This is a genomic window from Streptomyces sp. NBC_01525 (assembly GCF_045040405.1).
GTDB lineage: Bacteria > Actinomycetota > Actinomycetes > Streptomycetales > Streptomycetaceae > Streptomyces > Streptomyces benahoarensis.
In genome coordinates this window covers 2,477,554-2,500,340 of the sequence record NZ_CP109397.1, presented here as the reverse complement: position 1 = coordinate 2,500,340, position 22,787 = coordinate 2,477,554, and the positions used below count along the sequence as shown (strand labels likewise).

Annotated in this window: 20 protein-coding genes and 1 other RNA gene; 15 read left to right on the top strand and 6 right to left on the bottom strand. The window is 72.4% G+C overall.

Annotated features, from left to right (window positions below; all coding sequences use genetic code 11):
- The first annotated feature begins 37 nt into the window (after nt 1–37).
- Both prfB and OG422_RS11110 read left to right on the top strand, forming a co-directional pair.
- Nucleotides 38–1,156 carry a peptide chain release factor 2 gene (prfB, locus tag OG422_RS11115; RefSeq protein WP_143942503.1) on the top strand — a complete coding sequence of 373 codons (1,119 nt, stop codon included), beginning with the start codon at nt 38–40 and terminating at the stop codon, nt 1,154–1,156.
- Between the two features lie 363 nt (nt 1,157–1,519).
- Complete coding sequence (locus tag OG422_RS11110) at nt 1,520–2,401, top strand: LPXTG cell wall anchor domain-containing protein (protein ID WP_405742364.1); 882 nt, start codon at nt 1,520–1,522, stop codon at nt 2,399–2,401.
- Nucleotides 2,402–2,518: 117 nt separating this feature from the next.
- On the opposite strand, the gene OG422_RS11105 is transcribed toward OG422_RS11110, so the two are convergent.
- Entirely contained in the window at nt 2,519–2,707 is a 189-nt protein-coding gene (locus OG422_RS11105; protein ID WP_143942504.1) for a hypothetical protein, read from the bottom strand.
- 250 nt (nt 2,708–2,957) lie between these two features.
- Between OG422_RS11105 and ftsE the strand changes: the two genes are divergently transcribed.
- The 5 genes from ftsE to ssrA all read left to right on the top strand — a co-directional run bounded on the left by ftsE (nt 2,958) and on the right by ssrA (nt 6,887).
- Nucleotides 2,958–3,647 carry a cell division ATP-binding protein FtsE gene (gene ftsE, locus OG422_RS11100; protein WP_143942505.1) on the top strand — a complete coding sequence of 230 codons (690 nt, stop codon included), beginning with the start codon at nt 2,958–2,960 and terminating at the stop codon, nt 3,645–3,647.
- 9 nt (nt 3,648–3,656) lie between these two features.
- The gene (ftsX, locus tag OG422_RS11095) at nt 3,657–4,568 is read left to right on the top strand and encodes a permease-like cell division protein FtsX (protein ID WP_143942506.1); all 912 of its coding nucleotides are present in this window, start codon (nt 3,657–3,659) and stop codon (nt 4,566–4,568) included.
- Between the two features lie 78 nt (nt 4,569–4,646).
- Nucleotides 4,647–5,840, top strand: coding sequence for a S41 family peptidase (locus OG422_RS11090; protein ID WP_405742361.1), 1,194 nt, complete (start codon nt 4,647–4,649; stop codon nt 5,838–5,840).
- Between the two features lie 18 nt (nt 5,841–5,858).
- On the top strand, nt 5,859–6,359 hold the full coding sequence (gene smpB / locus OG422_RS11085; protein WP_143942508.1) for an SsrA-binding protein SmpB: 501 nt from the start codon (nt 5,859–5,861) through the stop codon (nt 6,357–6,359).
- Nucleotides 6,360–6,517: 158 nt separating this feature from the next.
- Nucleotides 6,518–6,887: a transfer-messenger RNA gene (ssrA, locus tag OG422_RS11080) on the top strand.
- Between the two features lie 32 nt (nt 6,888–6,919).
- Here the strand turns inward: ssrA and OG422_RS11075 are convergent.
- Nucleotides 6,920–8,278, bottom strand: coding sequence for an MFS transporter (locus OG422_RS11075; RefSeq protein ID WP_405742358.1), 1,359 nt, complete (start codon nt 8,276–8,278; stop codon nt 6,920–6,922).
- A 120-nt stretch (nt 8,279–8,398) separates the two neighbouring features.
- On the opposite strand from OG422_RS11075, the gene OG422_RS11070 reads away from it, so the two are divergent.
- Nucleotides 8,399–9,379 (top strand): LysR family transcriptional regulator, encoded by a 981-nt coding sequence (locus OG422_RS11070; protein ID WP_405742356.1) that lies wholly within the window; start codon nt 8,399–8,401, stop codon nt 9,377–9,379.
- A gap of 74 nt (nt 9,380–9,453) precedes the next feature.
- On the opposite strand, the gene OG422_RS11065 is transcribed toward OG422_RS11070, so the two are convergent.
- Nucleotides 9,454–10,227, bottom strand: coding sequence for a GIDE domain-containing protein (locus tag OG422_RS11065; protein WP_405742354.1), 774 nt, complete (start codon nt 10,225–10,227; stop codon nt 9,454–9,456).
- A 244-nt stretch (nt 10,228–10,471) separates the two neighbouring features.
- Nucleotides 10,472–10,615: a hypothetical protein gene (locus OG422_RS11060; RefSeq protein ID WP_405742352.1), complete on the bottom strand. Its 144-nt coding sequence runs from the start codon at nt 10,613–10,615 to the stop codon at nt 10,472–10,474.
- Nucleotides 10,616–11,010: 395 nt separating this feature from the next.
- Here OG422_RS11060 and OG422_RS11055 point away from each other — a divergent pair, with 395 nt between their 5' ends.
- Nucleotides 11,011–12,267: a uroporphyrinogen-III synthase gene (locus OG422_RS11055; RefSeq protein ID WP_405742350.1), complete on the top strand. Its 1,257-nt coding sequence runs from the start codon at nt 11,011–11,013 to the stop codon at nt 12,265–12,267.
- A gap of 217 nt (nt 12,268–12,484) precedes the next feature.
- On the opposite strand, the gene OG422_RS11050 is transcribed toward OG422_RS11055, so the two are convergent.
- Nucleotides 12,485–13,261: a class I SAM-dependent methyltransferase gene (locus tag OG422_RS11050; RefSeq protein ID WP_405742348.1), complete on the bottom strand. Its 777-nt coding sequence runs from the start codon at nt 13,259–13,261 to the stop codon at nt 12,485–12,487.
- A 337-nt stretch (nt 13,262–13,598) separates the two neighbouring features.
- Between OG422_RS11050 and OG422_RS11045 the strand changes: the two genes are divergently transcribed.
- The 4 genes from OG422_RS11045 to OG422_RS11030 all read left to right on the top strand — a co-directional run bounded on the left by OG422_RS11045 (nt 13,599) and on the right by OG422_RS11030 (nt 19,554).
- The gene (locus OG422_RS11045; RefSeq protein ID WP_405742346.1) at nt 13,599–14,339 is read left to right on the top strand and encodes an ABATE domain-containing protein; all 741 of its coding nucleotides are present in this window, start codon (nt 13,599–13,601) and stop codon (nt 14,337–14,339) included.
- A 210-nt stretch (nt 14,340–14,549) separates the two neighbouring features.
- Entirely contained in the window at nt 14,550–17,036 is a 2,487-nt protein-coding gene (locus OG422_RS11040; RefSeq protein ID WP_405742344.1) for a HelD family protein, read from the top strand.
- A gap of 451 nt (nt 17,037–17,487) precedes the next feature.
- Nucleotides 17,488–18,921 carry an NAD-dependent malic enzyme gene (locus OG422_RS11035; protein ID WP_405742342.1) on the top strand — a complete coding sequence of 478 codons (1,434 nt, stop codon included), beginning with the start codon at nt 17,488–17,490 and terminating at the stop codon, nt 18,919–18,921.
- 351 nt (nt 18,922–19,272) lie between these two features.
- Entirely contained in the window at nt 19,273–19,554 is a 282-nt protein-coding gene (locus OG422_RS11030) for an HU family DNA-binding protein (protein ID WP_004951951.1), read from the top strand.
- A gap of 298 nt (nt 19,555–19,852) precedes the next feature.
- On the opposite strand, the gene murA is transcribed toward OG422_RS11030, so the two are convergent.
- Nucleotides 19,853–21,196, bottom strand: coding sequence for a UDP-N-acetylglucosamine 1-carboxyvinyltransferase (gene murA, locus OG422_RS11025; RefSeq protein ID WP_405742339.1), 1,344 nt, complete (start codon nt 21,194–21,196; stop codon nt 19,853–19,855).
- Nucleotides 21,197–21,493: 297 nt separating this feature from the next.
- On the opposite strand from murA, the gene OG422_RS11020 reads away from it, so the two are divergent.
- Both OG422_RS11020 and OG422_RS11015 read left to right on the top strand, forming a co-directional pair.
- Nucleotides 21,494–22,168: a YqgE/AlgH family protein gene (locus OG422_RS11020; protein WP_405742337.1), complete on the top strand. Its 675-nt coding sequence runs from the start codon at nt 21,494–21,496 to the stop codon at nt 22,166–22,168.
- 98 nt (nt 22,169–22,266) lie between these two features.
- The gene (locus OG422_RS11015; RefSeq protein WP_030287553.1) at nt 22,267–22,569 is read left to right on the top strand and encodes a DUF3039 domain-containing protein; all 303 of its coding nucleotides are present in this window, start codon (nt 22,267–22,269) and stop codon (nt 22,567–22,569) included.
- The last annotated feature ends 218 nt before the right edge of the window (nt 22,570–22,787 follow it).

The following is a 22,787-nucleotide window of genomic DNA, read 5'->3' as shown; positions in this document are numbered from 1 at the left end:
GGGGCACACTCTCGGCGGCAGCCGTTAGGCTGGGTGCGTGGCAGTCGTCGATGTTTCCGAAGAGCTGAAGTCCCTCTCCTCGACCATGGGGTCGATCGAGGCCGTCCTGGACCTCGACAAGATGAGGGCCGATATCGCCGTGCTTGAGGAGCAGGCCGCGGCCCCGTCCCTGTGGGACGACCCGGAGAGCGCACAGAAGATCACCAGCCGGCTCTCGTACCTCCAGGGCCAGCTGCGCCGCGCCGAGGAACTGCGCGGCCGCGTCGACGACCTGGAGGTCCTCTTCGAGCTGGCCGAGGACGAGGGCGACGAGGACACCCGCGCCGAGGCCGAGAGCGAGCTGACCGCCGTCCGCAAGGCGGTCGACGAGCTGGAGGTCCGCACCCTGCTCTCCGGCGAGTACGACTCCCGTGAGGCCCTGGTCAACATCCGCGCCGAGGCCGGCGGCGTGGACGCCGCGGACTTCGCCGAGAAGCTCCAGCGCATGTACCTCCGCTGGGCCGAGCGCCACGGCTACAAGACCGAGCTGTACGAAACGTCGTACGCCGAAGAGGCCGGCATCAAGTCGACCACCTTCGCGGTCAACGTCCCGTACGCCTACGGCACCCTCTCGGTCGAGCAGGGCACCCACCGCCTGGTGCGCATCTCGCCGTTCGACAACCAGGGCCGCCGCCAGACGTCGTTCGCCGGTGTCGAGGTGCTGCCGGTCGTCGAGCAGACCGACCACATCGAGATCGACGAGTCCGAGCTGCGGGTCGACGTCTACCGCTCGTCCGGCCCCGGCGGTCAGGGCGTCAACACCACGGACTCCGCGGTCCGCCTGACGCACCTCCCCACCGGCATCGTCGTCTCCTGCCAGAACGAGCGCTCGCAGATCCAGAACAAGGCGACCGCGATGAACGTCCTCCAGGCCAAGCTCCTTGAGCGCCGCCGCCAGGAGGAGCAGGCGAAGATGGACGCGCTCAAGGGCGACGGCGGCAACTCCTGGGGCAACCAGATGCGTTCGTACGTCCTGCACCCGTACCAGATGGTCAAGGACCTGCGGACGGAGTTCGAGGTCGGCAACCCGACGGGCGTCCTCGACGGTGACATCGACGGCTTCCTGGAGGCAGGCATCCGCTGGCGCAAGCAGCAGGAGCAGGAGGCCGGGAAGTAGGGCGCCCGCGCCCGGTTCACCGGCGTCGCCGCCTCCATCGGCTTTCGCCCGCTCCCTCCCGTTTTGACGCGGAAACAACTGCTCCTCCCTGGAGGGCGGTTGTTTTTGCTTTCGGCGGTTAGGTCACAGTCGTACGTCCATGTAACGCCCAATTCCTACTCTTTCGGACGTCTGGACTTTATTCGACCTTGACGATGCCGGGAGAACTCGGAAGGCTGGGCGCGGCATGCGTCTGTCCGTGGCGTGCGTCGAACGGGGAAACGGCGGGCCCGCCCGAGAGCGGTGCCAGGACGTACGCCCCGGTCCGCACCCCCGTACAGCGGTGCTCCCATGACGAGTTCAGCTACTGGGGGTAGCAGACATATGACTAAGAAGACGCGGCTGCGCGTGGCGCGCATTGCGGCCAGTGCGGTGATCGCGGCCGGTGCGTCGCTCACCGCCGCCGGCGCGGCCTCCGCGGCGACGCCCGCGGGTGCGGACAAGCCCGAGCAGTGCAGCCCGCTGGACCCGCTGCACTGGTTCTGCAACGGCGACGGCGGCACCACCGGCGGTGAGGACAACGGCGGCACCGACGGCGGTTCCATCGCGGGCACCGACGGCGGCTCCATCGCGGGCACCGACGGCGGCTCCATCGCCGGTACCGATGGCGGCTCGATCGCCGGTACCGACGGCGGCTCCACCGACGGCGGCTCCACCGACGGTGGCCAGGACAACGGCGGCACCACGGACGGTGGTACGACCGATGGTGGCACCACCGACGGTGGCACGACCGACGGTGGCACGACCGACGGTGGCACCACGGACGGTGGTACCACCGACGGCGGCACCACCGATGGCGGCCAGGACAACGGTGGCAACACCGGTGGCCACGACAACGGTGGCTCCACCGGCGGTCACGGCAACGGTGGCAACACCGGCGGTCACGGCAACGGCGGCTCCACCGGTGGTCACGGCAACGGTGGCAGCACCGGTGGCCACGGCACCGGCGGTTCCACCGGCGACGGCACCGGCACCGACAACGCCGGCAGCAAGCCGATCGAGCAGCCGGGCCAGGCCAACGAGCAGATCGGGGACACCCCCGGCCCGGCCAAGCAGCAGCCCAAGGGCGGCGAGCTGGCCGAGACCGGTGCCTCCGGCACGACCTTCCTGCTCGTGGGCGCCGCGACGATGATCGCCGGTGGTATCGGCTTCCGCCTGATGCCCCGCCTGATCAACAAGAACGGTGGCGGCGCGGCCGCGGCCTGACGCCGACCCGTCGCACCACGACCGAGGGCCCGGAGCGCACACGCGCTCCGGGCCCTCGGGCCGTATCGGACACCTCACCCGGCGTCACCGCGCACGGGGCGTGAGCGCGCCGCGGCCTCAGACGGCCTGGTGCAGCAGCAGCCCCACCGCGACGAGGGCCACCAGCAGCGCCACCAGCAGTGCCGGGTTGACCTGGGCGAACAAGCCCTGCTGCTGGAGCCGCTCCCTGCTGGCGCGGCACACGGGGCAGCGGCCCTCGTTCACAGGGGCCGCGCAGTTGGCGCACACCAATCGGTCGTACGTCATGCGACCTCCTTCTCCTCCGCCCCAACGCTCCGGGGGGCGTGAGTGTTCCCTCTACCACTGTGCCAGCTCGATCACGGAACGGCGCGTCCCGCCGGAATGGACTGGTTTTGTCCCGTAGGCGCCGTGAGCAAACGCACCAACCGCGGATGCCGACTACGCCGCCGTATGAGGTTCGCGTAGGGTCACGCACACCGACGGGAGCCGCAGCCCGGCAACCCGTGCCCCTATCCAGGTCGACCGTGGTGTCTCAGTGATCCGATTCGACAACGTCTCCAAGACTTACCCGAAGCAGAACCGCCCCGCACTCAGGGATGTCTCCCTGGAGATCGAGCGTGGCGAGTTCGTCTTCCTGGTGGGCTCCTCGGGCTCCGGTAAGTCCACCTTCCTGCGGCTGCTGTTGCGCGAGGAGTGCGCCAGCCACGGTGCCGTGCACGTGCTGGGGAAGGACCTCGCGAAGCTGTCCAACTGGAAGGTGCCGCAGATGCGCCGCCAGTTGGGCACCGTCTTCCAGGACTTCCGGCTCCTCCCCAACAAGACGGTCGGCCAGAACGTCGCGTTCGCCCTCGAAGTCATCGGCAAGCCGCGCGGCCAGATCCGCAAGACCGTCCCCGAAGTCCTCGAACTCGTCGGTCTGGGCGGCAAGGAGGACCGCATGCCGGGTGAGCTGTCCGGTGGTGAGCAGCAGCGCGTCGCCATCGCGCGCGCCTTCGTCAACCGCCCCATGCTCCTCATCGCGGACGAGCCGACCGGCAACCTCGACCCGCAGACCTCCGTCGGCATCATGAAGCTGCTGGACCGGATCAACAGGACCGGTACGACGGTGGTCATGGCCACCCACGATCAGCAGATCGTCGACCAGATGCGCAAGCGGGTCATGGAACTCGAGAAGGGCCGGCTCGTACGCGACCAGTCGCGCGGCGTGTACGGCTACCAGCACTGAAAGGACGCCATGCGCGCCCAGTTCGTCCTGTCGGAGATCGGCGTCGGTCTCCGCCGTAACCTCACGATGACCTTCGCCGTCATCGTCTCCGTAGCCCTCTCACTCGGCCTGTTCGGCGCCTCGCTGCTGATGAGCGACCAGGTCGACACCATGAAGGGCTACTGGTACGACAAGGTCAACGTCTCCATCTTCTTCTGCAACAAGAACGACACCTCCGGCGCCAACTGCGCCAAGGGCGCCGCGACCGAGCAGCAGAAGGCGGAGATCAAAGCGGACCTGGAGCGGCTGCCGATCGTGCAGAAGCCGGTCCTCCACGAGTCCAGCGACCAGGCGTACAAGCACTACAAGGAGCAGTTCGGCGACACGCCCGTCGCCGGTCTGGTCACGCCCGACCAGCTGCCGGAGTCCTTCCGGGTCAAGCTCAAGGACCCGACGAAGTACGAGGTCATCAAGTCGGCGTTCTCCGAACGGCCCGGTGTCCAGGAGGTCCAGGACCAACGCGACACCGTCGAGCCGCTGTTCAACCTCCTCGACGGCATGCGCATCGCGGCGCTCTGCGTCATGGGCCTGATGCTCGTCGTGGCGCTGCTGCTGATCGTCAACACCGTGCGGGTGTCGGCGTTCAGCCGTCGCCGGGAGACCGGCATCATGCGGCTGGTCGGCGCCTCCAGTTTCTACATCCAGATGCCGTTCATCATGGAGGCGGCCATCGCGGGCCTGATCGGTGCCGCGTTCGCCTGTGTGCTGATCGTCGGCGGCAAGTACGCCCTGATCAACAACTGGCTGGCGGAGAAGATCAAGGTCGTCGACTTCATCGGCTGGGATGCGGTCGTCTCCGTGCTGCCACTGATCCTCCTCATCGGTCTGGTGATGCCCGCCTTCGCCGCGTTCTTCGCCTTGCGCAAGTACCTCAAGGTGTGACATCCGCCCACCCCTGACAACAGGCGCCGTACGGTCAACTCACCGTGCGGCGCCTTTGTGTCGCCTAGACTCACCGCCATGTCGCGCCTGTGTCTGTCCGTCAGGCCCCGCCGCATCCGCCGCGGGGCGGCGCTGACGTTGACCCTCGCGACCGTCCTGGCCACCGGCGCCGCCGCGGGCAGCTGGCACGCCGGTCACACCGCGCACCCCCGCCCCGAACCGTCCGCCGTGTCCGGCAGCCTTACGGCCGACCGGGCGGCGGTCGAGAAGGCGGCGGCCGAGGCGATGGCCGCCGGGAAGTCCGGGGCGGAGGCGGCGGCCGAGGTGGTCAGCCGCAGCGGCGACCGCTGGTCGACGATCTACACCGCCGGGGAGTTCGAGGACTTCCAGCGGCAGCTCGACGGGGACTACGTCGGCGTCGGGCTCTGGCTGCGGCAGGCGCGCGGCGGCCGGCTGGAGGTTTCACGGGTGCGGCCCGGCGGCCCGGCCGCCCGCGCCGGGACCGCCCGGGGCGACCGGCTCGTGGCGGTCGACGGCCGCCCGGTCCGGGGCCGCCCGGTCACCGAGGTCGTGGCCCTGCTGCGCGGCGACGGCGACGACGAGGCCGGCCGGGGCCGCGCCGGTACCCCCGTGGAGCTGGCGCTCCAGCGCGGCGCCCGGACGTGGAGCACCACCGTCCACCGCGCCCGGCTGCGCAGCCAGGACGTCACCACGGACCGTCCGGCCGGGGCGTCGGGCCCGGTCCGGATCCGGGCCGAGGCGTTCACGAAGGGCAGCGGCGCGGCGATCCGGGACGCGGTGCGCGCCGCGCCGCCGGACGCCGGTCTCCTGCTGGACCTGCGCGGCAACACCGGCGGCCTGGTCGCCGAGGCCACCGCCGCCGCCTCCGCATTCCTCGACGGCGGCCTGGTCGCCACGTACGACGTGCACGGCCGCCAGCGGGCGCTGTACGCGGGCGACGGCGGGAACACCCGGGTGCCGCTGGTGGTGCTGGTCGACGGCGGCACGATGAGCGCGGCCGAGCTGCTGGCCGGGGCGCTCCAGGACCGGGGCCGGGCGGTGGTCGTCGGCTCGCCGACCTTCGGGAAGGGGTCGGTGCAGATGCCCAGCACGCTGCCGGACGGTTCGGTCGCGGAGCTGACCGTCGGCCATTACCGCACTCCGGCCGGGCGGACGGTCGACGGGCACGGCATCACCCCGGATCTCACCGTCGAGGACGGGGCGACCGCGCGGGCCGTCACGGTATTGAGTGGCCTGGGCACCGGGGCGTAGTGCGAAAATGGCTGCACTATGGCTAAGCAAAAGGGCAAGGACAAGGATCCCGGGCGCAAGCTCGTCGCGCAGCACAAGAAAGCGCGCCACGATTACCACATTCTGGACACCTACGAGTGCGGTCTGGTGCTGAGCGGCACCGAGGTGAAGTCGCTCCGGCAGGGCCGCGCGTCGCTCGCCGACGGTTTCGTCCACATCGACGGTAACGAGGCGTGGCTGCACAACGTGCACATTCCCGAATACGCACAGGGCACCTGGACCAACCACGCGGCCCGCCGGAAGCGGAAGCTGCTGATGCACCGCGCGGAGATCGACAAGCTGGAGGCGAAGAGCCAGGAATCCGGTCATACGGTCGTGCCGCTGGCGCTCTACTTCAACAAGGACGGCCGGGCGAAGGTCGAGATCGCCCTCGCCAAGGGCAAGAAGGAGTACGACAAGCGGCAGACGCTCCGCGAGCAGCAGGACCGCCGTGAGGCGGACCGCGCGGTCTCCGCGGCACGCCGCCGCCAGCGCGGCTGACGCCCCGGGCCGGCCACCCGCCGCCGGCCCCGGAATACGCTGGCACCGTCGTGCGTTGTTCACGTACGATGGCCATGCACCCCAGCGAGGGTGTGCGGTCCCGTGACCGTTGTCCGGCTTCCGTCGGGCAGGGCACGGTGCTTTTGAAAAAACAACATGGGGATGATCGGTTTCGACAGCGGATGTCGAAGCAGGGGAAGCGAGTCGAGGAAGCGGCAATGATCTCGTTAACCATGTGTCGCAACCAATAATCGCCAACACCAAGCGCGATTCCTTCGCCCTCGCTGCCTAAGTAGCGACCTGCGAAGTGTCAGCCCGGGGATGTTCCCGACCCGGATCCTGGCATCAGCTAGGGGACTAAACTTCTGATCCCGGTCACGGGGTTCAGAAGGAAATCAAACAGTGACTGAGCCCGTCGGAGACTTGTCCGCGTGATCTCCGGGGCTGAGAAAATCGCAGCGGACTGCACTCGGAGAAGCCCTGATTCTGCACCGTTGGACGCGGGTTCGATTCCCGCCATCTCCACAATTCCCATGTGAGGCCCAGGCCCCGGATGTCCGTCAGGACGCCGGGGCCTGAGTCGTTTCCGGGGGCGCCTCGGCCGCTGCCGGGCGCCGCATCGTCACCAGCGCCACCGTGAGGGCGAGCGTCGCCGCCGCGACGGGTACGGCGTACGGGCCCGCGGCGCCGGGCGGCAGCAGGTCCACGGTGCGGCCGCCGGTCGCTGAACCGGCCGCGATGCCGGTCAGCAGCGCCGTCACCGCCAGCGTCATCCCCTCGTTCAGCCGTTCCGCGGGCGTCCGGGCCGTCAGCAGCGCCATTCCGGCGATCATGGCGGGGGCGGTGGTCATCCCGGCGACGAGGAGCGCCCCGGCGACGAGCGGCAGCCGTCCGGTGGCGGCGGCGAGCGGCACCGCCGTCAGCAGCGCGGCCATCGCGCCGAGCGCGGCCACCAGGCGCCGACGGGGATTCCCGGCGGGCGGCCGCAGCCCGCACAGCAGCCCCGCGACGCAGGACCCGGCCGCCTGGAGCGCGAGTATCGCCCCGGCGGCGGACCGCGCACCGTGCCCGTCGGCGTACGCGACGGTGGCCACCTCCATCGAGCCGAAGACCGCGCCGGTGGCGACGAAGACCGCCAGCAGCGGCGGCAGGCCCGGCGTACGGAGCGGGGAGCGGGCCGGGCGGCCGCCGTTCGGGGCGGGGGCGGCGACGGGCGGTTCGGTACGGCGCTGGGCGGCGAAGAGCAGGACACCGGTGAGCAGCAGCGTCGCGGCCACGGCGGTACCGGCCTCGGGGAAGAGCGTGGTGCACAGCAGGGTGGCCAGCAACGGGCCGAGCAGGAAGCAGAGTTCGTCCGCGGCCTGTTCGAAGGAGTGGGCGGTGTGCCGGGCGGCCGGGTCGTCGCGCAGCAGATGCGCCCAGCGGGCCCGGGCCATACCGCCGGTGTTGGGGGTGGTGGCGGTCGCCGCGGCGCCGACGAAGAGCGTCCAGGCGGGGGCGCCGCCGCGGACGCACAGGACGAGCGCGACGGATCCGGCGACGGCGAGGGCGGTGGCCGGGACGGCGACGCGGGCCTGGCCGTGGCGGTCGACGAGCTGCGCTGTCCAGGGCCCGACGACCGCGGTGGCGGTGAGGGCGGTGGCGGTGACCGCCCCGGCCAGCGCGTACGAACCGTGGATACGGGCGATCATCAGCAGCGCGCTGACGTTCAGCATGCCCATGGGCAGCCGCGCCAGCAGCCCGGCGGCGGTGAACGCCCGGGTGCCGGGCCGCGCGAAGAGCCGGGCGTAGGGGGCGAGCGGGGAGGGGCGGCGGGCACGCGCGGGGCGGGCGGTCACGGGGCGGGCGGCGAGGAAGAGGATCACCCCTTTACGGTGGCCGGGGCCGCGCGGGGCGTCCAACACCTGCCAAGAGCCCATTGACGCAACGACGTTGTGACGACCTCGTCCGCGATGGTCAGCGGCGTCGCGGCGCTCCTTCTCCCACTGACAATCGCGGACGAGGTCGTAGGCCCCGGGCCCGGCTGCGAGGCTGGTGCGATGCCCCGCGATATCGAGCCCCGGCTGCTGCGTGCCTTCACCGCCGTCGCCGACGAACTCCATTTCACCCGCGCCGCGGCCCGGCTGTACGTCGCCCAGCAGGCGCTCAGCCGCGATGTGCGGCGGCTGGAGCGGGAGGTGGGGGCGAGCCTGTTCGTCCGGACGACACGGCGGGTGGCGCTGACGGCGGACGGTGAGCGGCTGCTGCCGTACGCGCGCCGGGTGCTGGCGGCCCATGAGGCGCTGGCCGACGCGTTCCGGGCCGCCGACGACCGGCCGTTGCTGGTCGATGTCGGGGCGCCGGTCGGGACGGCGCACCGGGTGCTGGAGGTGGCCCGGGAGCGGCTGCCGGACAGCTGTGAGCTGGTGGCACGCTTCCACGGCGGGCTGGCGGGCGCGGCGAGGGAGATCGCGGCCGGGCGGCTGGACGTCTCGTTCGGCCGGTACGCCGGGCTGGAGCCCGGGGCGCGGGCGGGTCTCGCGCAGCAGCCGGTGCGGCTGGAGCCGATGGCGGTGCTGCTGGACGCGGGGCATCCGCTGGCCGGGCGGGCCGCCGTGCCGCTCGGCGCGCTGGCCGGGGAGACGCTGTACGCGGCCGCCGGAAACCCGCGGACCACGGAGTGGACCGACCTCGCGGCGCGGCTCTTCGCGGGCCGGGGGGTGGCGATGGCCGCGCCGTTCCCGGAGATCGACGGGGAGCGGGAGTTCGTCCGGATGGTACGGAAACGGGGCTGGTCGGTGCTGGCGAGCACAGAGTTTATCGAGGTGCCCGGGATGGTGCTGCGGCCGGTGGTGGACCCGGTCCCGTTGTCGCCGGTGAGTCTGGTGTGGCGCCGGGGGTTGCGCCACCCGGGCCTGGATGCGCTACGGGCCACGGCCCGGGCGCTGGCCACCGAGGGACGGTGGCTGACGGTGCCCGAGGGGCCTGCGTGGTTGCCGGAGGAGGACGAGGGGGTGATGGGGGTGGGGGTGCGGGGGTAGTCGGGTGCCCGGCAGGGCGAGCGCCCGGGAATTCCGGGGCGCCCGCCCTCCGCGAGGTCTGCGGCGACCGTCCGCTACAGCGCGTACGCCAGGCCGAGCAGCACGGCGCCGACCGGGATGCAGGAGAAGGCCAGGGCGCGGAAGACGGTGGCCTTGCGGCGTTCGGCGGCGAGGAGGTCCTGCTCGGACACGGCGGCCATCAGGAACGGGCTGCCGTCCCCGGGGGCGCCGACCGCCAGCTCGCCGCGCTCGTCGTCGCGGGCCTCACCGCGTGCGTAGAAGCGGGACCCGGCGGCGACCGTCCACTCCTCCTGCTGGAAGCCGAGGGTGCGCTCGTTGCGGGTGACGCCGGGGATGTCGATCAGGCCGAGCGGCTTGTCGTGGCCGGGACCGTAGACCTCGAACCGGTCGTGGGTCTTCGGGGCGTGGTCGATCAGTGCGTCCCCGGGCAGCACGGTGGTGCGGCCGGAGGCGTCCTCGACGAGGAACGGGGTCGGGCTGAGGAAGTCGGACACCACCTCGCTGCGCCGCCGCCGCTGCTGGGGGCGGCTGCCGCGGGTCTCGAACTTGCGGGTGATGCGGGTGCGGTACCAGACGCACTCCGTCGTGGTCAGCTGTGAGGTCAGCGGGCCCGCGGCGGACGGGCGGGCGACCCCGGCGACCTCGGCGATCTGCCGGAACGCGCCCGGCCCGACCGCGTCGAGCGCCGCCCGGTGCAGCTGCGACAGCTCCTGCGCCGACAGCGTCTCGGTGGTGATCATGGTGTGGACGCGCTTCCTCGCGCGCAGCAGCTGGAAGGCGCTCACCATGCCCAGACCGACGAGGAAGATCCCCAGAAACGGAATCATGCGTCCCCCTGATTTCTCTCGATACTTCTCTCGATGTGTGGGCGGGGCGCCGGGCGCCTCCCGCCGGGCGGCGGGACCGGGCCGTGGTCCGGGAGAAGCCGGTTCGGCACCCGTACTGGATTCCCCGCGACCCGTACGGGGTTCCCGCGCTTCCCGTACGGGATTCCCGTCCGTGCCGTACGGGTCTTCGTCCGTCCCGTACGGGCTCGGGCGTGCCCCCTACGGGACTACGGGACGTGGCGGATCAGCGGAACGGTTCGCGGAGTCTGCGGTAGGTGTCGGTCAGCGAACCGGCCGTGTGCCGCACCGACCGGACGAGATGCCCGACGGCGAACCAGCCGAGGATCACCAGGGCGAGACCGCAGAGCGCCCACTCCCACCACTTCATGCGCTTCCCCCAGGATGCGGATCCGACCGGCCGGTCCGATGGGCCGGTCCGGCCGGGGAGGGAGTCTACCGGCCTTCCCCTTCGCCGTCCGTCCCCAAATGTCCCCTGTTTTCGGGTGAATTGCCGTGTTGTTGCCTGCTCCCGGGTGGGTGCCGCGGAGAGGCGGGTCGTATACGTCCGGCGCGGTGTCCGGGGGGCGTCCGGGCCCGGACGCGGGGCGGGGGAGGGGCGGCGGTGCCGGTTGTGGCAATCGTCCCGTAACAGGTGGGAAATCCCGGTGGTCCGTGGCCGACACGGGACGTTGGCAGACTCGGTGTTCCGGTACCGTCCGAGCCGCGGCGGTCCGGAGGCGGACGGGGGCACCACACCACGCGGGGCGGAGCGGGACGACGACCATGGACGAGGCACAGCGGGACACGGGGACGGGCACGGGGCCGGACGCCGGTACGGGCGCGGACGCCGGGCGGCCGGGCCGGGCGGCCGACGCGGGTACCGGCCGGAACGACCCCTACGGGGCGGGCGAGGTGCCGCCGCTGGCCGGGTTCACCGTAGGGGTGACCGCGGCGCGGCGGGCGCGGGAGCTGGGGGCGCTGCTGGAGCGGCGCGGGGCGCAGGTGATGTACGCACCGGCGCTGCGCATCGTGCCGCTCGCCGACGACTCCGAGCTGCTGTCCGCCACCCGCGATCTGCTCGCGCGCCTGCCGGACGTCGTCGTCGCCACCACCGGCATCGGATTCCGCGGCTGGATCGAGGCGGCCGAGGGCTGGGGCCTGGGCGAGGAACTGCTCGACCGGCTGGCCCGGGTGGAGCTGCTGGCGCGCGGGCCCAAGGTGCGCGGCGCGATCCGGGCCGCCGGGCTGACCGAGAAGTGGTCACCTGCGTCCGAGTCCATGGCGGAGGTCCTCGACCGGCTGCTGGCGGACGGGGTGCGCGGGCAGCGGATCGCGGTCCAGCTGCACGGCGAGCCGCTGCCCGGGTTCGTCGAGGCGCTGCGGGCGGCCGGTGCGGAGGTCGTCGGGGTGCCGGTCTACCGCTGGCTGCCGCCGGAGGACCTCGGCCCGGTGGACCGGCTGCTGGACGCGCTGACCGGGCACGGGCTGGACGCGGTGACGTTCACCAGCGCACCGGCGGCCAGTTCGCTGCTGCGCCGGGCGGCCGAGCGCGGGGTGCGCGACGTGGTGGTGACGGCGCTGGGGCGGGAGGTTCCGGCGGCGTGCGTGGGGCCGGTCACCGCGCTGCCGCTCCAGGCGTACGACATCCCCACCCTCCAGCCCGAGCGCTTCCGGATCGGGCCGCTGGTGCAGCTGCTGTGCCGGGAACTGCCGGGCCGGGCACGGAGGTTGCCGGTGGCCGGGCGGCGGCTGGAGATCCGCGGGCGGGCGGTGCTGGTCGACGGCGCGCTGCGGCCGGTGCCCCCGGCCGGGATGGCGCTGCTGCGGGCGCTGGCCCGCCGCCCGGGCTGGGTGGTCTCCCGCGCCGACCTGTTGCGCGCGCTGCCCGGCGCCGGGCGGGACGAGCATGCGGTCGAAACGGCGATGGCCCGGCTGCGGACGGCGATGGGCGACCCGAAGCTGATCCATACGGTCGTGAAACGGGGGTATCGGCTGGCGCTCGATCCGCGGGCGGACACGGACAAGTGCGCGGGAGCGTAGAGGGGGGCCGGATTCGCATTCCCGGCCCGGACGCCCTCCCTTAGGGGATGCCTCGATCCCGTACGGGGCGCCGCCTTTCCCGTACGGGATCGGGGGCGTCCCTCAGGGGAGCGGCATCGGCCCCGTAAGGGATCAGGTGCGTCCCTTACGGGCAGGGCCGACCGCCCGTAAGGGACGCCCTGGCACGACCTGGCGCACCACGGGGCGCGCCCCGGCCTCACTCCGGGTTCGTCACCCGGATCTTGGACTGGCCGTGCTTGCGGGTCTCCCAGTCGTCCATGAAGCGGGCCTGGAGGCCGTGCTTCTCGGCGAGGTGGACCAGCGTCTCGGTGCGGTAGTAGAAGTCCTCGCGCAGCACCTGGTGTTCGGCGCCCTCGGTGCGGTCGAAGGTGAAGTCGAAGAAGCCGCCGGGTGCCAGGATCCGGCCGACGTGCGCGAAGCACTCGTCGATGACGGGGAGCGGCGAGTGGGAGAAGACGCTGTGCGCGTGGACGACGTCGAAGTGGCCGGACGGCAGGAAGTCCAGCTTCAGGTCCTGGGTGATCGTCAGATGCGGCAGCTTGTCCTGGAGTTCGTAGGTGGTCAGGGTCTTCTTCGCGGAGATCAGGATGTCCGGCGAGATGTCGATGCCGTAGTAGTGGCCCGGGTCGAGGTGGGCGATGAAGCGCCAGCCGGCCCGGAGGTTGCCGCAGCCTATGTCGAGCATCCGGTGCCTCGGCGTCAGCCCGTGCTCCATGAGGTAGTCGAACTGCATCTGCCCCAGCGCCAGCCAGCGTTCGTGGGTTTGGCTGCCCACCGCGGCCTCGGGGTTGCGGCCCGCGTCGGACGCCATCACGGCGCGGTAGTAGGCGACGTGTCCGGGGTGGCGCAGCCGCAGCCAGGTGTCGCGCGCGGTGCGCCGGACGTACGGGGCGATCTTCGCCGGGTTGCGGACCGCGTAGCCGACCTTGTGGGACAGGCTCGACCGGTTGGTGTGCAAGGTGGTGCGCGACATGGTGACCTTCGTCCTTCGGGTGCGGGCGGGCCGGGCGCCGGTGGGCGACACGGCATGCCGGGCCGGGCGGAGGCGGGGGCCTTCCGCGGCGCCACGGCCGGACTGTACACCAGCGGTATACGCGGAATGTATAGATAGGCCGCGTACGGCGACGAGCAGGAAGGATGGATGTCAACAGCCTTACCTGCGGGGTCCGTTCACCGGTACGGGAGAGGGGTGGGCCGCGGGCCGGGCCCGCCGGGCGGGGAACGGTCGCACGGGCGCGGGAGGTGACGGCGGCCCGCCGTGGCGGGCACTCTGGTGTCGCATCCTCGATTCCGAAGGAGTGATCAGGAGCATGGCGGCGCCTGACGAGGGCCTGCGGTTCGACTGCGGGCGGATCTGCCTGGACCTGCTGGCCACCTCCGGTCCGCCGGGCGAACTCCTCACCGGACCCGGGAAGTTGAGAAGCTGGCTGACCGGGTCCGGGACGGTGCCCCCGGACACCGCGCTGGACGGGGTCAACGGCCGCTGGGTGGCGCGCTTCCGGGGGCTGCGTGAGGTGGTGCGGCGGGTGCTCCACGCCGAGCTGTCCGGCGGTGAGGCCGTGATCGATCTGGACCTGCTCAACGCCACCGCCGCGGCCGCCGGTCCGCCCGCCGTCGAGGCGGTACGGGGCCCGGACGGCGCACTCGCCCCGCGGCTCGCCCGTCCGGCCGACCGCGCGGCGCTGCTCGCCGCCGTCGCCCGCGACGCCGTCGACCTGCTCACCGACCACGCCACCCGCGACCGGCTCCGTCGCTGCGAGGGCGCCCGCTGCCGCCTCCTCTTCCTGGACACCTCCCGTGGCCGGCGCCGCCGCTGGTGCTCCAGCGGCGTCTGCGGCAACCGCGAGCGGGTCGCCCGTCATCGCAAACGGGCGGCGGACCGGGGTGGGGGAGCGGCGGGGGCGTCGCCGTCGGGGACCGGCGGGCCCGGGTCGGCGGGCCCGACGCCTGACGAGCCCGGCGCGTCCCTGGCGCCCGGCGCCTCCCCGGCGCCCGACGAGCCCGGCACCCTCCGTCCCCCCGACGCCCCGGGCGCCACCCCGCACACCTGACCGGGCCCGGCCCGGCCCCGTACCCCGGGCGACCGCCCTCGACGCGCCGAGCGGACGCCCCCCCCAGGCATCCCACGAACCCACTCCAACGGCCCCCTCGCCCCTCCCCACCAGCCCTTCCCCGCCCCGTCGCGCGGTGGATCGGATGCGTACGGTGCCCGGTTCGCGTACGGTTGACGGCTGCCCTACGCACACCAGAAGGGGGCCTGGGTGGCCGCGCAGAACGCCACGCACGCACCGGATCACACACCGGAGCACACTTCTTCGGACGCCGTCGCCCCGGAGCCCGCCAGGGACTCCGGCTCCGCCGTCGCGCCCGCAGGGCTCCGCGAGCGGGAGATCGCCGCGGAGCAGACGCACCTGGACCGGGTCTACCGGCGCCTGGAGGAGAAGATCCACGAGGCGGAGTTCCTCATGGACGACGCCGCCAAGCGCGGCCAGGTCGGCACGCCCGGCGCGTTCGCCGAGCGGGACGCCCAGGTCTTCCAGGCGGGCGTCCACCTCAACCGGCTCAACTCCGAGTACGAGGACTTCCTCTTCGGCCGCGTCGACCTGCTCCCCGGCAAGGACGGCAAGAAGGGGCCCGACGGCGCCTTCACCTCCGTCGAGCCCGCCGACGGAGCTGTCACTGACGGTCACGCCAGCATCGCCGAGACGTTGCACATCGGCCGCCTCGGCGTCCTCGACGCGGACTACTCCCCGCTGGTCATCGACTGGCGCGCCCCGGCCGCCGCCCCCTTCTACCGGGCCACGCCCGTCGCACCGGGCCGCGTCGTACGCCGCCGCGTCATCCGCTCCAAGGGTCGCCGGGTCCTGGGCGTCGAGGACGACCTCATGCGCCCCGACGTCACCGCCACCCTTGACGGCGAGGAGTTGCCCGCCATTGGTGACGGCGCCCTGATGGCCGCGTTGGGCCGGGCCCGCAGCCACACCATGCGCGACATCGTCGCCTCCATCCAGGCGGAGCAGGACCTGGTCGTCCGGGCGCCCGCCGCGTCCGTCACCGAGGTCGAGGGCGGCCCCGGCACCGGCAAGACCGCCGTCGCCCTGCACCGCGCCGCCTACCTCCTCTACCAGGACCGCCGCCGCTACGCGGGCGGCATCCTCATCGTCTCGCCCACCCCGCTGCTGGTCGCCTACACCGAGGGGGTCCTGCCGTCCCTGGGCGAGGAGGGGCAGGTCGCGATCCGCGCCCTCGGCTCCCTCGTCGACGGTGCGGAGGCGACCGCTTACGATCCGCCGGACGTGGCCCGGGTCAAGGGCTCCAGCCGGATGCAGAAGCTGCTGCGCAAGGGGGCCCGTGGCGCCCTGGATGCGGCCGGCCCCGCTGCCCCGGCGCCGGAGCGTGACACCCAGCTCTCCTTCCTGGACGAGGACGCCGCCCCCGCACCGTCCGGCCCGCCGGACCGGCTCCGCGTGGTGGCCTTCGGCGGCCGTATCGAGTTGGACGCGTCCGACCTGAGCCGCATCCGCCGCACCGCCCTCGGTGGCACCGCGCCCGTCAACCTGCTCCGCCCCCGCGCCCGGCGGCTCCTGCTGGACGCCCTGTGGGCGAAGTCCGGGGCCGGCCGCCGCTACCACGACCCGGAGCTGGCCGCCGAGGCGCGCCAGGGCTTCGACGAGGACGTCAGCACCGAGCCGGTCTTCCAGGAGTTCCTGGACACCTGGTGGCCGGAGCTGACCCCGCGCGGGGTGCTCGCCGCGATGGCCGACGAACGCACCCTCGGCCGCTGGGCGCGCCGCGTCCTGGGCCCGCGCGAGGTCCGGCGGCTGGCCCGTTCCCTCGGCCGCCTCGACGCCCGGGGCCGGGGCCCGCTCTCCGTTCACGACGTGGCGCTCCTCGACGAGCTCCAGCTGATCCTCGGCGCCCCGGCCCGTCCGGCCCGCCCCCGCGAGGCCGATCCGCTGGACCAGCTCACCGGCCTGGACGAGCTGACCACGGCCGCCGACCGTGCCTCCTCGGGCCGCAGCCGCCGCGAGCGCCTGGAGGAGGAGCGCACCGACTACGCCCATGTGATCGTCGACGAGGCGCAGGACCTCACGCCGATGCAGTGGCGGATGGTCGGCCGCCGGGGCCGCCACGCCACGTGGACGGTCGTCGGCGACCCGGCACAGTCGTCGTGGTCCGACCCGGACGAGGCCGCCGAGGCGCGCGACGAGGCGCTGGGCGCCCGTCCGCGCCGCCGCTTCTCGCTCACCGTCAACTACCGCAACCCGGCCGAGATCGCCGAGCTGTCCGCCAAGGTCCTGGCGCTGGCGATGCCCGGGATGGCGGCGCCGGACGCGGTCCGTTCGACGGGCCTGCGGCCGCGGTTCGCGGTGGCGTCCCCGGGCGGCCGGGGTGCCGCGGCCGTCGAGGAGGCGCTGGCCGCCGCCACGGTCGAGGAGGCCCGGCGGATGTTGTCCGAGGTGGACGGCACCGTCGGCGTGGTCGTGGCGATGGCCCGCCGCGAGCAGGCCCGCGCCTGGCTGGCCGGTCTCGGCGATCGGGTGGTCGCCCTCGGCTCCCTGGAGGCGAAGGGGCTGGAGTACGACGCGGCGCTGGTGGTGGCGCCCGCCGAGATCGCCGACGAGTCCCCGGCCGGGCTGCGGGTGCTCTACGTCGCCCTGACCCGCGCCACCCAGCGGCTGACGGTGCTCTCCGGCCACCGCGACGAGCCGGACGCCGACGGGGTCCCCGACCTGCTGCGCGACTGACCGCCGCCCGGGTGGTCCGGGCCGTACCGGAAAAAGGTGGCGGGCCACGGGATTCGCTTCCGGGGAGGGTTTGTTAGCCTTGTCCGTGGCACCGGCTCGATCCAAGCCCCCGGGCCCAACCATCGTCGCTACGAGCGACCACTTGCCGCGAGGCGAGCATGGCGGGTCGGTGTCTCAGACCGCAGTGACGGGCGTTCCTCCTCCGGGAGGGGCGCCCGTTGCCGTTCCCGGGGCGCTCCCGGTGAGTGACACACACCGCACCGCTCCCCGGGGCGCCCGCCCGACGGGGCTTCCGCCCACCCTCGCCCTCTCGTATGGTGAAAGAACCTTTCCGGAAGGCGGGGCTGGTTACCGTGTACCGGCCGGTAGGTGGGACGATCGGACGATGCGCAGGGCATCCGAGCTCCTGGGACAGCGCATAGGTAACAAGGGAAAGCAGAGGAAGTCGGCCATGGCAACGGCGCCTAGCGTCTCGTATTCGATGACGGTGCGACTGGAAGTTCCCGCGAGCGGCACCGCCGTCAGCCAGCTCACCACGGCCGTGGAGTCCTCCGGCGGGTCGGTCACCGGCCTCGACGTGACCGCCTCCGGCCACGAAAAACTCCGGATCGACGTCACCATCGCCGCGACGTCCACCGCGCACGCCGACGAGATCGTCGGCAAGCTGCGCGGCATCGAGGGCGTCTCACTCGGCAAGGTCTCCGACCGTACGTTCCTGATGCACCTCGGCGGCAAGATCGAGATGTCGTCGAAGCACCCCATCCGCAACCGTGACGACCTCTCCATGGTCTACACGCCCGGCGTCGCCCGCGTCTGCCAGGCCATCGCGGACAACCCCGAGGACGCCCGCCGTCTGACCATCAAGCGCAACAGCGTCGCGGTGGTCACCGACGGCTCCGCCGTCCTCGGCCTGGGCAACATCGGCCCCAAGGCCGCGCTGCCGGTCATGGAGGGCAAGGCGGCCCTGTTCAAGCGGTTCGCCGGAATCGACGCCTGGCCGATCTGCCTGGACACCCAGGACTCCGACGCCATCGTGGAGATCGTCAAGGCCATCGCGCCGGGCTTCGCGGGCATCAACCTGGAGGACATCTCCGCGCCCCGCTGCTTCGAGATTGAGGCCCGGCTGCGCGAGGCCCTCGACATCCCGGTCTTCCACGACGACCAGCACGGCACCGCCATCGTCGTGCTCGCCGCCCTGACCAACGCGCTGCGTGTGGTCGGCAAGGACATCGAGGACGTTCGCGTCGTCATGTCCGGTGCGGGTGCCGCCGGTACCGCCATCCTCAAGCTGCTGATCGCCGCCGGGGTCAAGCACGCCGTCGTCGCCGACATCCACGGCGTCGTCGACGCGGGCCGCGAGGACCTGGTCTCCGCGGACCCGGACTCCCCGCTGCGCTGGATCGCCGACAACACCAACCCCGAGGGCGTTACCGGCACCCTCAAGGACGCCGTCGTCGGCGCGGACGTCTTCATCGGCGTCTCCGCCCCGAACGTCCTGGACGGCGACGACGTCGCGAAGATGGCCGACGGCGCGATCGTCTTCGCGCTGGCCAACCCCGACCCGGAGGTCGACCCGGCCATCGCCCGGCAGACCGCCGCCGTCGTGGCCACCGGCCGCTCCGACTTCCCCAACCAGATCAACAACGTGCTGGTCTTCCCCGGCGTCTTCCGCGGCCTGCTGGACGCCCAGTCCCGTACGGTGAACACCGAGATGATGCTGGCCGCCGCCCGCGCCCTCGCCGGCGTCGTCCAGGAGGACGAGGTCAACCCGAACTACATCATCCCGAGCGTCTTCCACGACAAGGTCGCGGGTGCCGTGGCCGATGCGGTGAAGGACGCGGCGAAGGCCGGGGCCGCGACTGTGACGGCCGCCACGACGCTCTGACGCCCCACGGGCCTCCCGGGCACGGCGCGTCGCGGACGGGCTGCGCCGGGTGGCCCCTAGGGTGGCGGACGGCAATCGGCCGGCCACCGCGCGTGGCGGGCTCCGAGCGGTTACGGGTGCGGAACGTCACGCCGACCGGGGCGCTGACGCTTTCCGTGTGACCCGCCAGGGTGCCGGATTGGCTTTACCGCCGCAGGTGGGGGCAGGATGCGTAACCGGGCGCGAGGGTCTGGCAGCAGACCCGGGTCCGGGGACTGTCCGAGGGCCCTGGCAGCATCGGCTTCGCTGTGCCTGATATGCGGCTCGGCCGCAGGGCACGCCCATTGGCAAGAAGAACACGGGAGTACAAAAATGAACCGCAGTGAGCTGGTGGCCGCTCTGGCCGATCGTGCCGAGGTGACCCGCAAGGACGCCGACGCCGTTCTGGCCGCCCTCGCCGAGACCGTCGGTGAGGTCGTCGCCAAGGGCGACGAGAAGGTCACGATCCCCGGCTTCCTGACCTTCGAGCGCACCCACCGTGCCGCTCGCACCGCTCGTAACCCGCAGACCGGCGAGCCGATTCAGATCGCCGCCGGTTACAGCGTGAAGGTCTCCGCGGGCTCCAAGCTGAAGGAAGCCGCCAAGGGCAAGTAAGTCCCTCAGCAGGCATCGCAAGGGCGGCCGCTCCCTCCCCGGGGCGGCCGCCCTTCGTCGTACGTGCGGGCGCCCGTGCGGGGCGCACTCCCGGCCCGTGCGCGCTCCCCGTGGTGCGCCGGGCGGCCGTACGCGCCCGTGCGCACCCCCAGGCGCCCCGCTGCGGACCGGGCGGGAAGCTCCGGGTAAAAGAGGACGGAGCGGCGGCCGTGCGCCGTCAGCGGGGCGGATGCGGGCCCCCGCAACGCGAAGGCCGCCCCTGGAGCGGGGGCGGCCTTCGCGTTGCATGCGGCGGGCGTCAGTCCTGCGGGCCGTTCGGCAGCTCGACCTTGGCGCCGAGGCTGATGAGCTTGTCCATGAAGTTCTCGTAGCCGCGGTTGATCAGGTCGATGCCGTGCACCCGGGACATGCCCTGGGCGGCGAGCGCCGCGATCAGGTACGAGAAGCCGCCGCGCAGGTCGGGGATGACCAGGTCGGCGCCCTGGAGCTTGGTCGGTCCGGAGACGACCGCGGAGTGCAGGAAGTTGCGCTGCCCGAAGCGGCAGGCGGAGCCGCCCAGGCACTCCCGGTAGAGCTGGATGTGGGCGCCCATCTGGTTGAGCGCGGAGGTGAAGCCGAGCCGCGACTCGTAGACCGTCTCGTGGACGATCGACAGGCCCGAGGCCTGGGTCAGCGCCACGACCAGCGGCTGTTGCCAGTCGGTCTGGAAACCGGGGTGGACGTCGGTCTCCAGCGCGATGGCGTCCAGCGAACCGCCCGGGTGCCAGAAGCGGATGCCCTCGTCGTCGATCTCGAAGGCGCCGCCGACCTTACGGAAGGTGTTGAGGAAGGTCATCATCGACCGCTGCTGCGCGCCGCGGACATAGATGTTGCCCTCGGTGGCCAGCGCCGCGGACGCCCAGGAGGCGGCCTCCAGGCGGTCCGGGAGGGCGCGGTGGGTGTAGCCGTCGAGCTTGTCGACACCGGTGATCCGGATCGTCCGGTCGGTGTCCATCGAGATGATCGCGCCCATTTTCTGCAGGACGCAGATCAGGTCCTCGATCTCCGGCTCCACCGCGGCGTTCGACAGCTCGGTGACGCCCTCCGCCAGGACGGCGGTCAGCAGCACCTGCTCGGTCGAGCCGACCGACGGGTACGGCAGCCGGATCTTGGTGCCGCGCAGCCGCTGCGGGGCCTCCAGGTACTGCCCGTCGGCGCGCTTCTCGATCGTCGCGCCGAACTGCCGCAACACGTCGAAGTGGAAGTCCACCGGACGGCCGCCGATGTCGCAGCCGCCAAGACCCGGGATGAAGGCGTGGCCGAGGCGGTGCAGCAGCGGGCCGCAGAAGAGGATCGGGATGCGCGAGGAGCCCGCGTGCGCGTCGATGTCGGCGACGTTGGCGCTCTCCACGTGCGACGGGTCGAGGACCAGCTCGCCGGCCTCCTCGCCCGGCCGCACGGTCACACCGTGCAGCTGGAGCAGGCCGCGCACCACGCGGACGTCGCGGATGTCGGGAACGTTGCGCAGCCGGCTGGGGCCGCTGCCGAGCAGGGCCGCCACCATGGCCTTGGGTACGAGGTTCTTCGCACCGCGAACCCGGATCTCGCCCTCCAGCGGGGTGCCGCCGTGGACAAGCAGTACGTCGTCAGTAGAGACGGTCATGGATCTCGCGTTCCTGGAGACGGGCAGGGCCAAGGAGAAATGGTAAGGGGGCCGGAGGGGGTGTCCGTAGGCGCGAGCGGGCATCCGGCCGGTAAGGGCTTTGTCACAACACGCTCGGCTACGATCATTCTTTGTTCTGTAATCGCCAGTTGGCCAAAAACGAGGCTAATTGTCTCGAATGCGGCATCTGGTGTGGGGTGGTGTGCGCCGGTGCTGCCGCCGTACGCCCTGCCCTGCACTCGCACAGGTGTGGGCATTGACTCCCCGCTCCGGCCCGAAGTGCGGGATCATGTCGCCATGACCGAGGTGTCCTCGCTCACAGGCCGGCTGCTCGTCGCGACGCCCGCGCTCGCCGACCCGAACTTCGACCGCGCGGTGGTGCTCCTCCTCGATCACGACGAGGAGGGCTCCCTCGGCGTGGTCCTGAACCGCCCCACCCCGGTGGGCGTCGGTGACATCCTCGCGCCCTGGGCGGGGCTCGCGGGCGAGCCCGGCGTGGTCTTCCAGGGCGGCCCGGTGTCGCTGGACTCCGCGCTCGGCGTGGCGGTGATCCCCGGCGGGCTCGCCGGTGCCGACGACGTGCCCACCATGGAGAGCGGGGTGCGGCCCGGCCCGGGCGGGACCACCGCCGCCGGGCCCCGGCCGGACGACACCCGGCACGGCGGCGCGTCGGGCGAGGAACCCCTCGGATGGCGGCGGGTGCACGGCGCGATCGGCCTGGTCGACCTGGAGACCCCGCCGGAACTGCTCGCCACCGTCCTGGGCAGCCTGCGGATCTTCGCGGGGTACGCGGGCTGGGGCCCCGGCCAGCTGGAGGACGAACTGACCGACGGTGCCTGGTACGTCGTCGAGTCCGAGCCGGGCGATGTCTCGTCCCCCGACCCCGAACACTTGTGGCGCGCGGTGCTGCGCCGCCAGCGCAACGAACTCGCGATGGTGGCCACGTATCCGGACGACCCGTCGCTGAACTGAGCCACCCGTCCCGGGGGTAACGGCCGCCGGTCCGGGCCTGTGGGTGGCGCGCTCCCGGCGCTCCCGGCATACCGGGAGGCTGGGTACCCTTGGCAGGTATGAGCACTCTTGAGCCCGAGCCCGAGCGTGGGGCAGGAACGGGAACCCTCGTAGAGCCGACGCCGCAGGTGTCGAACGGCGACGGCGACCATGAGCGTTACGCCCATTACGTCCAGAAGGACAAGATCATGGCGAGCGCGCTCGACGGCACCCCCGTCGTGGCGCTCTGCGGCAAGGTCTGGGTGCCGGGCCGCGACCCGAAGAAGTACCCGGTCTGCCCCATGTGCAAGGAGATCTACGAGTCCATGGGCGCCGGTGGCGACAAGGGCAAGGGCGGCAAGGACGGCGACGGCAAGAAGTAGCCGCAGCGTCGGCCGGGGCGGCCCGGCGCGGCGGATCCGCCCCCGGCGGGGTCGCCGGGGGCGGACCGCCGTGACGTAGAGGCCGCCGCAGCAGTGCGCCGTAGTAGTACACGGGCAAGGGTCCGGGTTCCTCGTGGACCCGGGCCCTTCGCCGTTTCCGGCGGCCGGTCCGCCGTTCGGATCGCGCTCGGCCTCCTCCGGCCTCGGCCTCCTCCGGC

Coding starts and splice junctions, on each gene's coding strand:
- OG422_RS11110 (WP_405742364.1), top strand. CDS start 1,520: ATGACTAAGAAGACGCGGCTGCGCGTGGCGCGCATTGCGGCCAGTGCG.
- OG422_RS11105 (WP_143942504.1), bottom strand. CDS start 2,707: ATGACGTACGACCGATTGGTGTGCGCCAACTGCGCGGCCCCTGTGAAC.
- ftsX (WP_143942506.1), top strand. CDS start 3,657: ATGCGCGCCCAGTTCGTCCTGTCGGAGATCGGCGTCGGTCTCCGCCGT.
- OG422_RS11090 (WP_405742361.1), top strand. CDS start 4,647: ATGTCGCGCCTGTGTCTGTCCGTCAGGCCCCGCCGCATCCGCCGCGGG.
- smpB (WP_143942508.1), top strand. CDS start 5,859: ATGGCTAAGCAAAAGGGCAAGGACAAGGATCCCGGGCGCAAGCTCGTC.
- OG422_RS11075 (WP_405742358.1), bottom strand. CDS start 8,278: ATGGGCTCTTGGCAGGTGTTGGACGCCCCGCGCGGCCCCGGCCACCGT.
- OG422_RS11070 (WP_405742356.1), top strand. CDS start 8,399: ATGCCCCGCGATATCGAGCCCCGGCTGCTGCGTGCCTTCACCGCCGTC.
- OG422_RS11065 (WP_405742354.1), bottom strand. CDS start 10,227: ATGATTCCGTTTCTGGGGATCTTCCTCGTCGGTCTGGGCATGGTGAGC.
- OG422_RS11060 (WP_405742352.1), bottom strand. CDS start 10,615: ATGAAGTGGTGGGAGTGGGCGCTCTGCGGTCTCGCCCTGGTGATCCTC.
- OG422_RS11055 (WP_405742350.1), top strand. CDS start 11,011: ATGGACGAGGCACAGCGGGACACGGGGACGGGCACGGGGCCGGACGCC.
- OG422_RS11050 (WP_405742348.1), bottom strand. CDS start 13,261: ATGTCGCGCACCACCTTGCACACCAACCGGTCGAGCCTGTCCCACAAG.
- OG422_RS11045 (WP_405742346.1), top strand. CDS start 13,599: ATGGCGGCGCCTGACGAGGGCCTGCGGTTCGACTGCGGGCGGATCTGC.
- OG422_RS11035 (WP_405742342.1), top strand. CDS start 17,488: ATGGCAACGGCGCCTAGCGTCTCGTATTCGATGACGGTGCGACTGGAA.
- OG422_RS11030 (WP_004951951.1), top strand. CDS start 19,273: ATGAACCGCAGTGAGCTGGTGGCCGCTCTGGCCGATCGTGCCGAGGTG.
- murA (WP_405742339.1), bottom strand. CDS start 21,196: ATGACCGTCTCTACTGACGACGTACTGCTTGTCCACGGCGGCACCCCG.
- OG422_RS11020 (WP_405742337.1), top strand. CDS start 21,494: ATGACCGAGGTGTCCTCGCTCACAGGCCGGCTGCTCGTCGCGACGCCC.
- OG422_RS11015 (WP_030287553.1), top strand. CDS start 22,267: ATGAGCACTCTTGAGCCCGAGCCCGAGCGTGGGGCAGGAACGGGAACC.